At 69.3% G+C, this 9,677-nt stretch carries 11 protein-coding genes and 1 pseudogene; 5 read left to right on the forward strand and 7 right to left on the reverse strand.

Translation table 11 applies throughout. From position 1 onward, the window contains the following. Positions 1-739 precede the first annotated feature (739 nt). Together C1A33_RS38350 and C1A33_RS14035 are read right to left on the reverse strand one after the other, a co-directional pair. A complete protein-coding gene (locus C1A33_RS38350; protein WP_341477225.1) occupies positions 740-1,291 on the reverse strand; it encodes an nSTAND1 domain-containing NTPase in 552 nt (183 codons plus the stop codon). Then, on the reverse strand, positions 1,239-2,144 hold the full coding sequence (locus C1A33_RS14035; RefSeq protein WP_101831969.1) for an alpha/beta fold hydrolase: 906 nt from the start codon (positions 2,142-2,144) through the stop codon (positions 1,239-1,241). Before C1A33_RS14035 ends, C1A33_RS38350 begins: the two co-directional genes overlap by 53 nt. Positions 2,145-2,171: 27 nt before the next feature. On the opposite strand from C1A33_RS14035, the gene C1A33_RS14040 reads away from it, so the two are divergent. Beyond that, a complete protein-coding gene (locus tag C1A33_RS14040; RefSeq protein WP_101831965.1) occupies positions 2,172-2,780 on the forward strand; it encodes a TetR/AcrR family transcriptional regulator in 609 nt (202 codons plus the stop codon). Positions 2,781-2,873: 93 nt separating this feature from the next. On the opposite strand, the gene C1A33_RS14045 is transcribed toward C1A33_RS14040, so the two are convergent. The 3 genes from C1A33_RS14045 to C1A33_RS34885 all read right to left on the reverse strand — a co-directional run bounded on the left by C1A33_RS14045 (position 2,874) and on the right by C1A33_RS34885 (position 5,751). Then, complete coding sequence (locus tag C1A33_RS14045) at positions 2,874-3,266, reverse strand: C40 family peptidase (RefSeq protein ID WP_341477226.1); 393 nt, start codon at positions 3,264-3,266, stop codon at positions 2,874-2,876. Between the two features lie 128 nt (positions 3,267-3,394). Next, positions 3,395-5,413 carry a glycoside hydrolase family 26 protein gene (locus C1A33_RS14050; RefSeq protein WP_243407531.1) on the reverse strand — a complete coding sequence of 673 codons (2,019 nt, stop codon included), beginning with the start codon at positions 5,411-5,413 and terminating at the stop codon, positions 3,395-3,397. Between the two features lie 188 nt (positions 5,414-5,601). Continuing rightward, the gene (locus C1A33_RS34885; protein WP_165818380.1) at positions 5,602-5,751 is read right to left on the reverse strand and encodes a hypothetical protein; all 150 of its coding nucleotides are present in this window, start codon (positions 5,749-5,751) and stop codon (positions 5,602-5,604) included. 21 nt (positions 5,752-5,772) lie between these two features. Here C1A33_RS34885 and C1A33_RS34890 point away from each other — a divergent pair, with 21 nt between their 5' ends. Both C1A33_RS34890 and C1A33_RS34175 read left to right on the forward strand, forming a co-directional pair. Continuing rightward, positions 5,773-5,904 (forward strand): glycosyltransferase family protein, encoded by a 132-nt coding sequence (locus C1A33_RS34890; RefSeq protein WP_207770307.1) that lies wholly within the window; start codon positions 5,773-5,775, stop codon positions 5,902-5,904. A gap of 59 nt (positions 5,905-5,963) precedes the next feature. After that, positions 5,964-6,206, forward strand: coding sequence for a hypothetical protein (locus tag C1A33_RS34175; RefSeq protein ID WP_133150667.1), 243 nt, complete (start codon positions 5,964-5,966; stop codon positions 6,204-6,206). A gap of 75 nt (positions 6,207-6,281) precedes the next feature. On the opposite strand, the pseudogene C1A33_RS37450 reads toward C1A33_RS34175, so the two are convergent. Together C1A33_RS37450 and C1A33_RS14060 are read right to left on the reverse strand one after the other, a co-directional pair. Next, positions 6,282-6,524: pseudogene (locus C1A33_RS37450) on the reverse strand (recombinase family protein); the annotation flags it as partial. Positions 6,525-6,612: 88 nt separating this feature from the next. After that, the gene (locus C1A33_RS14060) at positions 6,613-7,191 is read right to left on the reverse strand and encodes a TetR/AcrR family transcriptional regulator (protein WP_101831966.1); all 579 of its coding nucleotides are present in this window, start codon (positions 7,189-7,191) and stop codon (positions 6,613-6,615) included. 167 nt (positions 7,192-7,358) lie between these two features. On the opposite strand from C1A33_RS14060, the gene C1A33_RS14065 reads away from it, so the two are divergent. Both C1A33_RS14065 and C1A33_RS14070 read left to right on the forward strand, forming a co-directional pair. Next, complete coding sequence (locus C1A33_RS14065) at positions 7,359-7,739, forward strand: SDR family oxidoreductase (protein WP_101831967.1); 381 nt, start codon at positions 7,359-7,361, stop codon at positions 7,737-7,739. Positions 7,740-7,947: 208 nt separating this feature from the next. Continuing rightward, positions 7,948-9,399, forward strand: coding sequence for an MFS transporter (locus C1A33_RS14070; RefSeq protein WP_101831968.1), 1,452 nt, complete (start codon positions 7,948-7,950; stop codon positions 9,397-9,399). The last annotated feature ends 278 nt before the right edge of the window (positions 9,400-9,677 follow it).

The raw sequence follows: 9,677 nt of genomic DNA on the forward strand, positions 1-9,677 counted from the left end.
GGTTCATGCCGCGCTCCAGGCCGCGCCGAGCCTCCTCGTCGAAGGCGATCATCTTTGGCATGGGGATAAACCCTCCTGAGGCTCATGCCTGCGGGGAGGAGTGCCGGCCGCCAGCGGGGCCAAGCAACGAAAACGATGGGCCACGTCCTGGCCCAGGCACCCGTCGCGCCAGAGGTTGGCACTCGACCTTACCGAGTGCTAATCCCTGTATAGCCCTCAGCGCCTCGGAAAGCAACGTCGTTAAGACCCGACACGGCGGCCGGTGCGATGAGGCGGCAGGTGCGACAGTGCGGCGTTGATCGCTTGTGGTTACGGTAAGGGCATGGAATCCGGTCTGGGCCATGACCATGGCGGACACCGCAACGACCACGGCTGACACCGCCACGATCACGAGCGCCGGAGTGGACACGAGCGCCGGGACGGACACGAGCACCGGGACGGACACGAGCGTGGCGCGAGCGGGCGGTGGGCACGGCTTCGCGACGGCATCTCGGACTGGTCGGTGGACACAGCCATGACAGCGCCGACCAGATCGACGATGCGCTGGAGGCGGACGCCGCCGGCCGGCGCACCCTGCTGATCAGCCTGGCTGGTCTCGGTGTGACCGCGGGCCTGCAGGCCGTGGTGGTGGCGCTGCCCGGGTCGGTCGCGCCCGGGCCGAAACCCGGACGAGCACGGCAGGAAGTCCGCCTCGAACACCGGCTCGAGAACCATCTTCACCGCCGTCTGCACGACCCGGTCACGGACTGTGGGAATCGACAACGGCCTCTGCTCGGAAGAAGACCCGGGCTTCGGGATCAACACCCGGCGCATGGGCGCCGGCCGCCACCGACCCTCCTTCAGACCACGAGGCGATGGACCCGCGAAGGAATTCGTCCGCTGACCCCCCGAGATCCGCCATCATGCCGAGGCTTTCCAGTGCTTCGTCAAGAAATTTGCCGCGATACAGCCGGGAATCGTCACGATTCGCCGCTTCCCAGGCGCCGGCGTCCGCAAGGAGCTGATCGCGCGCGCGTAGTCGAGCCTGGTTATCCGCGATCCAGGTCTGAAGCCTCGGCCACTCGCGGAGAAGCGCTTCGTGAATGATCTCAATACTGTCCTGGTCGACGCTGACCAGTCGACTCTCGACCAGCACCTGGAGGGCGATCCGGTACTCGTTTCCTTGAGGTAGATCGGCGGTGCGTAATCCGCGCCGAACGGCTTCGCCGTTTGCTCCGACCCGTACCGTGCATCCAGGCTTAGCGCTGTGGGGAGCGGTCCTGGATGGAATCGAGGAAGGCGAGGAGTCGATTGTTGACGTCGCTGCCGTGCTCGAAGCCCGGTCCGTGGCCGACTCCGGGCAGGATCTCGGCGTGGCCGTGCGGCATGAGCGCCACGCGGGCCTGGGCTCGGGTGGGGTGGAGTAGGGGGCTGCGTTGCCCGATCAAGACGAGGGCCGGGGTCTGGATGGCGCGCAGGTCCTCGTCGGACAGCGGTGCGGGCGCGGGCCGGCGGGTGCGGAAGGTCCGCGCGCCGGTCAGCAGGACCTTCTTGAGTTCCGGGACGAGCAGGACCGGGTTGTCCAGCCAGACCGCGAGCCGCCGGCGTAGCGGCGCCGGGGTGAGGCCGGCCATCCCATTCAGGTACATCGTCCAGATGAACCGGGCGCTGACCTTCTCCAGCCCGCCCGGGTCGAGCGCGGTCACGCTCACGAGCCGATCCGGGGCGTGGCGGGCCTGGTTGAGAGCCAGCCATCCGCCGTAGGAGTGCCCGATCAGATGCGCCCGGTCGACATCGAGGCCAGCGAGGGTCTGATCGAGCCAGGCCGCGCTGTCCGGCGGGTCGTGGATGGGCCGGCGGGCGACGCTGCGGCCGGGATCACCGAGGGTGTCCAGCGCGATGATCGGGCAGCGGGCGCCGAGGGCGGCCAGGAACGGGTACCACTGGACCGCGTTGGAGTTGGCGCCGTGCAGCAGCACGACCGGCACGCCGGTGCCGGAGCCGTAACGGTGCACATGGGTCGTACCGAAGTCGGTCTCCACGTCGGCTTCCGTCCACGGCGTCGGCCACAGTGCGGCGAACGCCGCGTCGTAGGCGGCCAGGAACCTGGCACGCTGCTTGTCGCTGCGGAACCGGCCGACCGCCGGGTCCTCCTGAGCTGTCATGATACGGTTGTACCACGAAAGGATGCGATGCCGAAACGGGTCGACCACGAGCAGCGCCGCCGCCACATCGCCGACGCGCTGCTGCGGGTCGCGGCCACACGTGGGCTGCACACAGCCGGGTTCCGGGAGGTGGCGGCCGAGGCCGGGGTGTCGGTGCGGCTGGTCCAGTACTACTTCCAGACCAAGGAGCAGCTGCTGCTGTTCGGGCTGCGCCGGGTGGGTGAGCAGTTCGCCGAGCGGGTGCTGCCGCGCCTCGCCGCCGCCGGGCTGCCTGCCGCGGGCCGGGAGCGGATCGAGTTCGTCCTGCTCGCGACGCTGCCCCTGGACGCCGAAAGCCGGTCGCTGCACGTCCTCTACAACCAGTATTTCGCGCTCGCGCTGACCGACCCCTCGCTGGCGGCCCAGCCCTACGGCAGCGACCCCGACGCCCTTGAGGCATGGCTGATCAAGCAACTGCGCGCCTGCCAGGCCGACGGGCGCCTCCCCCCGGAACAGGACCTCGCCGACGAGGCGCTGGCCATCCTCGCCTTGGGGGTCGGGCTCGGCAACGCCATCCTCGGCGGCCGACGATCAGCAGACGACGCCCGACGCGTCCTCGCGCGCCACCTCGACCACCGACTCGGCCCACCTCGCTGAACGGCGTGCACGCAGCTCGGGCGGTGCAGGCCGGCAACCGGCGCTCCAGGCTCCCCCTCGTCCGCCGTCCGCCGTCCGCCGTCCGCGCCCGTGTCAGCCGGCGGCCGGCGTACTCGCTCCGAGGTAGAACTCTGATCCCCATCGGGCACCCACCGTCGCGGGAAACGGTTCGACGCGGACATAAGCCCCCACGTGAGGCGCGTCCACCATCATCTCCTGGCCATTCTGGATACCAAGGAAGATGCCGACGTGGGTGACCTCGGCTGGTCCGCCACCGAAGAACACCAGGTCCCCCGGCAGCAGGGGCCAACCAGCTGAAACAAGCGGGCCGGCGATGTACTGACCCTGCGCTGTACGAGGGATCTGGACACCCGCGGCGGCATAGGCGGCAGCCGTCAGACCACTGCAGTCGAACCCGGGCTCGCCATTACCGCCCCAGACGTAGGGCTTACCGATCTGCCCGCAAGCGAACTGAACGGCAGTCAGCGCGACGCCAGAGCCTACTTGTCTACTGTAGGTGACCCCACAGGAAGGGGCAGTGCCCGGTGGATGGGCTTTCGAGAAATCCGTGGTGGACCGCTTTGGCGATCAGCCGCGGTGTACGGGGGGCCGGGTCACAGGGCGGCGGGGTTTCGCCAGAGGGTGGTGTAGCGGGCCGCGGAGTTCGGGTTGCGGTAGATGCAGCCGGTGCTGTAGGGGCGGTTGAGGTTGGAGCCGAGGTTGCCGGCGTCGCAGTTGTTGAAGTACGTCTCGTAGAGGAATCCCTGCCCGGCGCGGGCTGTCATCCAGTCGCGCATGAACTGGATGTAGTCGGCGTTGTCGCCGCCGCCGTTGTTGCCGGAGCCGGAGGCGACTCCCCATTCGCCGATGCCGAAGGTCTTGCCGTGGGCGCGGGCGAAGTTGTAGAGCCAGGTGATCCCGCCGATCGCGTTGGCCTGCGTGTTGAAGGCGCTGAGGGTCGGGGACGGCGGGTACTGGTCGTACGCGTCGATGCCGATGTTGTCGACGTAGGCGTCGCCGGGGTAGATGTCCAGCGGGTTGTGGCTCGGCGGGAGCTGGGAGTAGTGGGCGTTGATGGTCCAGTCCATGATCGGATCCGGGTTGGCGGTGGATCTGATCGCGGTCGCGATATGCCGATAGCAGTTGACGTAGTCGGTCGCGTTGATCGCGGACCATTGGAACCAGTTGCCGTTCGCCTGCCAGGCCAGCCTGATGATCGAGTTCTGGCGGCCGGTGGTGTTGAGGGTGGTGCCGAATGTCCGCCAGTAGGAGTCGTACGCCCCGGTCGCGCAGGTCGCCAGTGAGGATTCCGTGTTTTCCGGGAACGGTGGTACCGAGATGACCAGCCGGCCGGGCCAGCCGGCGAAGTTCGTTTCCGCGAAGGACGGCTGCACGATCGACGCCCAGCTGTCGCGGGCGACGTAAACGTGGGCGAGGTCGCACAGGCTTCCGCGGTAGGCGCAGAACGCGTCCACGTCGGCGGGCGTGATGCGGGGGTCTCCGTTGACGCCGGACAGCCACGGCTGGCCGGAGCGGTTGGGGCTACCGGGGGGCAGTGGGTTGACGGGCGGCGTGGTGGTGGCCACGACTGCCCGGTCGAACCCGACGGCGGTCGAGTCGGACGCGGCGTTGCGCTGCCCCAGGTTGAGAATCTGGACGATGTGTGTGCCGTGGATGAGCGCCGGCGAGACGAACAGTGGGGCGACGCTGGACGTGGCCGCATAGGTATCGACGATCGTGGCGTTACCGAAGTCGATGGAGATCGAGGCGCGACCGCCGTGCGGTTCCCTGATTCCGTAGACCGTGACCTGAGTTCCGGTGAAGCGCACCGTGGCGACAGCGCCGGCGGCCGAAGAGTAGCGGAAGCTGTTGTTCGGGGTGGGTGGTACGCATCCCCCGCACGCCAGCCAGGTACCGGTGTAGGAGACCTGGTCCACCCCGGTTCCGATCGTCGTGTCCTCGATCGTCTTCGAGAGCTGGTCGATCGGTGGGAGAGTCGTGTCGGTGAGCGCCTCGGCGCGGTCGAACGAGACGACGGTGGCGCTCGCCGGCGGGGTGTTCTGTCCAAGGTTGGTCAGTGTCGCGGTGTGGGTGCCGTTGGTGAGTACCGGCGACGTATAGATGAGCCCGGCCGCGGCCGGTAGCAGGTAGGTGTTGATCGTGATGGAGGGAGCGCCGTCGACGCTGACGGCAGCCAGACCACCGGCGGGCTCCCTGACCCCATAGATCTTCAGCTGGGTGCCGGAGAAGTGGATCGTGGCACTCGCGCCGGCGTTGGTCGAGTAGCTGAAGCTGTTGTTGGGTGTGGCCGGGCTGCACCCGCCGCACACGGTCCAGTTGCCGGCATAGCTGACCTGGTTCGGCCCGGTGCCGACGCTGGTGTCCTCGATTGTCGCGGTCACGACCGGCGCCGCGTGGGCCACGCCGGGCGCGATGACCAGCGCAGGTAGCAGGAACGTAGCCATCAGAGCGACCCGCGGGAGGACATGCCTGCGCCCGCGGGACCCCGGGCGGGCCAGCGGTGGATGGGTCCGCCGGGCGAGCGCGGCACGCAGGCGACGGCGCGCGCGATGCCAGCCGAAGCTGCCATGCGCGCTCCGTCCTGTCCCTTCCTGGTCGGCAAGCGTTCGCATCAGATGGCACTCCTGTCCGCTGCGCTCGAGCACCCGCCTGGTCGAACACCCTGGGTAACTACCGTCGGACTGTATGTGCTAGCGCTGTCAGCCCACTGGTGGCGACACCGGGCCGGAGAGTCGGACCGATTTGGACCAGAACGCCACGTCCGCGACCAACAGTCGCGCCAGCTCCAGCTGGTGGCCATCTACTGGCCAACCATCACGGTGAGAAGGGCGTCCTCGAGCTGCTCGTCGCGCGACTGCCACACGGCGCCGGCAGACCGGTCGAAGTCGCGCTCGCCGCCGGCTTCGAGGAACATCCTGGTGGCCAGGCCGCGGTGCTCGCCTCCTGCCAAGCCGCCGCCCGGATCGCGGACGTGGAACTGCGCCCTGGTCTCCGGTGGCGGGAGATGCCTACCTGGCTCGCCGGCGCCGCGGTCACCGTCGTGCCGTCGCTGCGCGAGACGTTCGGCAACGTCGCCGCCGAGTCGCTGTCCGCCGGCAGGTAGCCAAGGTGAGGTGATGGCAGTGGCCCGTCACCCCTGGAATTCTCACAGGAGGAGTTCCCATGTACGTCCGTGAATCCTTTTCCTCGTTGCGGATGAAGGTCGCCGGGTTTCGTGCGGAGCGTGCCCGGCGGCGCGAGCTCGCGGCATTGCTCGCCCCCGCCCTGTCGCCGTTCGTCCGCCAGGAGCTGTACGCGATGCTGGTGCACGCGCTGAGCACGCCGGCCGGCGTCGCCGCTCTTCCGACGCAGCGCGCCGCCTCGATGAGTGGCGGTGTCCGGACCGAGGTCACGGCCTCCCGCTGATCTCGCGCCACCCCGGATTCCCGGTCGCGCCGGCAGCCGACGCGGCGGCGGCGAGTACGGTTCGAGCTCGCGCTGGTATTCGGCGAGCACGGAGAGCATGCCGAACATGGCGCGGCCTTCGGCGGTGGAGGTGTCGATGCCCTGTTTGACGACATGCAGCCCCACCTGGCGCTCGCGGAGTTCGGCGCCGAGGGTGACGAGGTGTAGCAGGGAGCGGCCGAGCCGGTCGAGGCGGGTGACCTTGAGGGTGTCGCCGACGCGCAGCAGCTGCATGACGAGGCCGAACTTCGGCCGGGAGGCCTTCGCCCCGCTGGCGATGTCTTGTCGACGCCCTCCGAGGGGTGCTGGGCGGCTTGCTGGCCGGGTGTCGACAGACGACCGTTTGCCGACACTTCCGGGGCCGACGTCAGTCGGTGGTGCCGTACCTGAGTCCGTCCAGGGCGAGGTCGAGGAGGCGTTCGGCCTGCTCGCGCTGTTCGGGCTTTCCTGAGGTGAGGGCGACGCCGGTGAGAGCGGCGAACAGGACGGCTGGGTTGATGTCCGAGCGGATGGTTCCGGCGGCGGTCGCGGCGTCCAGGAGCGAGGTGAGGGCGGTCATTATCAGCTCGTGGCTGTGGGTGTAAGGGTTGACGCCGGAGTCGATGACGGCGCGAAGGGCCTCGGCCATCCCCAGTTTCGCGGTGGCGTAGTCGATGAAGCGTCCCATCCAGGCGCGAAGCGCCTCGCGTGGCGGCATGGCCGCCAGGAGGTCGGGGGCGGCGTCGCACAGCCGGCTCAGTTCGTTGCGGTAGGCGGCCTCGATCAGCGCCTCCCGGGTCGGGAAGTTGCGATAGAGGGTGCCGGAGCCCACGCCTGCTTCCTTGGCGACGCGCTCGAGGTGCGCCTCCAGCCCGTCTTCGGCGAAGACGCGCACGGCCGCGGAGAGGATCTTCTCCCGATTGCGCCGCGCGTCGGCCCGTAGCGGTCGCTCGGTGTCCGTGGTCACGGGCGAGCCCCTTCCTCATCTGGATGAAGTGGAGGCGCCTCCACAGTTGCTAACTGGAGGCGTCTCCAGTTATGGTGGGGAGGAAGCGGCGGCGCCTCCACTTTCGAGTGTAGGGCACCTCCGTCATCGTCTGCATGGTGCGGGCACACCCTCCCAGAGGAGAAGCAATGAGCCTGCCACTCGAAGGCAAGGTCGCCGTGGTCACCGGCGGTGCGTCCGGTGTCGGCCTGGGGATCGCCCTGGAGCTCGTGGACCAGGGCGCCCGCGTGGTCATCAGTGCGCAGAGGCCGCTGGACGAGGCGGTCGCCGTGATCGGCCCGAACTCGTCGGGCATCGTGGCCGACGTCACCAGGCTCGCGGACGTGGAGGCGGCGTACCAGGAGGTCATCGCACGGCACGGACACCTCGACGCGGTCGTGGCCAACGCCGGCGGGCGGATCGCCGACCCACGCGAGATGGGCAAGGCCGCGGCCTTCCTGTGCAGTGACGCCTCCAGCTTTATTACCGGCATCGAGCTGTTCGCCGACGGCGGCATGGCGCAGGTCTGAGCGACCGGGCCGTGGCACGCGCGCCCGGGTCGCCGGGCGCGCGTCACCCCGCAGACATCCCTTCCCGGGCCTGGGCGTCGTCGACGCCGTCGTGCCGGCCCGCGAACGCCCGCGATCATCGCCCTTCTTTTCTCGGGCCCAGGCGCGACCGCCGCCCCGCGCCCTGCTCACACTCTGTCGGCCCCGGAAGGCCAGAACAGGACCCGCCATGTCCACAACGCAGCTCAGCTCTGCCGCCACGCCGTCGACGTCGTCCGCCCAATCGCCTGCCAGATCACAGCGCGACAGCCGTCGCGCGGCGGTCGGCATCCTGATCGTGCTGGTCGGGCAGCTGATGCTCACCCTCGACGGCACCATCGTCACCGTGGCCCTGCCCAGCATCGGCACCGGCCTCGGCCTCGGCCCGTCCGCCCTGTCCTGGATAGTCAACGCCTACACCCTCGCCTTCGGCGGCCTGATGCTGACGGGCGGCCGGCTCGGAGACACCTACGGCCGGCTACGCATCTTCCTCATCGGCCTGAGTGTCTTCACCGCGTCATCGCTGCTCGGCGGCTTCGCCCAGATCCCCGCCCTGCTGATCGCCGCCCGCGCGGCTCAGGGCATCGGTGCAGCCCTCGCCGCACCCGGTGTGCTCGCCCTGGTCACCACCAGCGCCCGCGACGACGCGGCACGCAACCGGGTCCTGGCCCTGTTCGCCGCCGTCGGCATCGGCGGCAGCACCCTCGGTCTCCTCCTCGGCGGCGTGGTCACCGAAGTCGGATCCTGGCGCTGGACTCTGTTCATCAACGTCCCCATCGGCGTCGCCGTGCTCGCCCTCGCCCCGCGGTTCGTCACCGAAACCCCGCGCAACCCGGGCCGCTTCGACCTCATCGGCGCGCTCTGCGCCACCGGCGCGGCCGTGGCCGTCGTCTGGGCACTGATCGGCGCACCCGAGCACGGCTGGGCCTCCGCGCGGACCATCGGCTCTCTCACGGCCAGCGTCGCCCTCCTGACCGCACTGACCGTCACCGAACGCCGCGTCGCCCACCCGATGCTGGTGCCCTCCATGCTGCGCGACCGACGCCGCCTCGGCGGTCTCGCCGTGACGACCCTGGTCTTCGGCTCCCAGATCGCGACGTTCTTCCTGGTCGTGCAGTACGTCCAGCGGGTGCTGCACTTCGGCCCCATCGCCGCCGGAGCCGCGTTCCTGCCGATGACCATCGGCATCTTCGCCATGGCACGCATCGCCCCCAAGCTGGTGGCCCGCTTCGGCCAGGCCCCACTGCTCATCACCGGCACCCTCGGCCTCACCGCCAGCTACGTCTGGCTCAGCAACATCGACACGACCAGCGGCTACGTCACCGCGGTCCTCGGCCCCCTGCTGATCAACGGCGTCTCGGCCGGACTGACCTTCATGCCCGCGGCCTCCCTGGTGATGGGCGGAGTCGAGCCGCGGCACGCCGGATCGGCCTCCGGCCTGCTCCAGACGGTCCAGCAACTGGGCGGCGCCATCGGACTCGCCGTCATCGTCTCCGTCTACACCGCCGGAGCTGTCCCCGGCCAGTTCGTCCCCGGCGCCCGCGCCGCGTTCCTGACCACCGCGGCATTCACCCTGGTCGCCTCCACCCTGGCAGCCCTCATCCTGCGCCCCCGCCGACGGACCCATGCCGACACCAACTGAAACACCACCGGACGAACCGGCTCCCCACCATCGTGGGAAGCCGGCTCGTCCGCCGTTCACCCACCCACGGGACGGGCGACCAGATCAGCGCATGTGACAGCCGGGAGCTCGTCAGGTCATTGAAGTCGATCCACAAATCAAACGATCCGCCGGCTGACCTTCGCCACCCGGTCATCCAGCGTCAGCGGAGCCCGGAGCCGCGAGCAGGTCATACGCAGTCGCTTAGGAGCTGGATTGATACAAGCTAGTCGTTCTTGGCCTTGATCGTGTAGTTCCAT

The sequence above is a fragment of the Frankia canadensis genome, from assembly GCF_900197875.1.
Taxonomy (GTDB): Bacteria; Actinomycetota; Actinomycetes; order Frankiales; family Frankiaceae; genus Frankia; species Frankia canadensis.

Coding starts and splice junctions, on each gene's coding strand:
- C1A33_RS14035 (WP_101831969.1), bottom strand. CDS start 2,144: ATGACAGCTCAGGAGGACCCGGCGGTCGGCCGGTTCCGCAGCGACAAG.
- C1A33_RS14040 (WP_101831965.1), top strand. CDS start 2,172: ATGCCGAAACGGGTCGACCACGAGCAGCGCCGCCGCCACATCGCCGAC.
- C1A33_RS14050 (WP_243407531.1), bottom strand. CDS start 5,413: ATGCGAACGCTTGCCGACCAGGAAGGGACAGGACGGAGCGCGCATGGC.
- C1A33_RS34175 (WP_133150667.1), top strand. CDS start 5,964: ATGTACGTCCGTGAATCCTTTTCCTCGTTGCGGATGAAGGTCGCCGGG.
- C1A33_RS14065 (WP_101831967.1), top strand. CDS start 7,359: ATGAGCCTGCCACTCGAAGGCAAGGTCGCCGTGGTCACCGGCGGTGCG.
- C1A33_RS14070 (WP_101831968.1), top strand. CDS start 7,948: ATGTCCACAACGCAGCTCAGCTCTGCCGCCACGCCGTCGACGTCGTCC.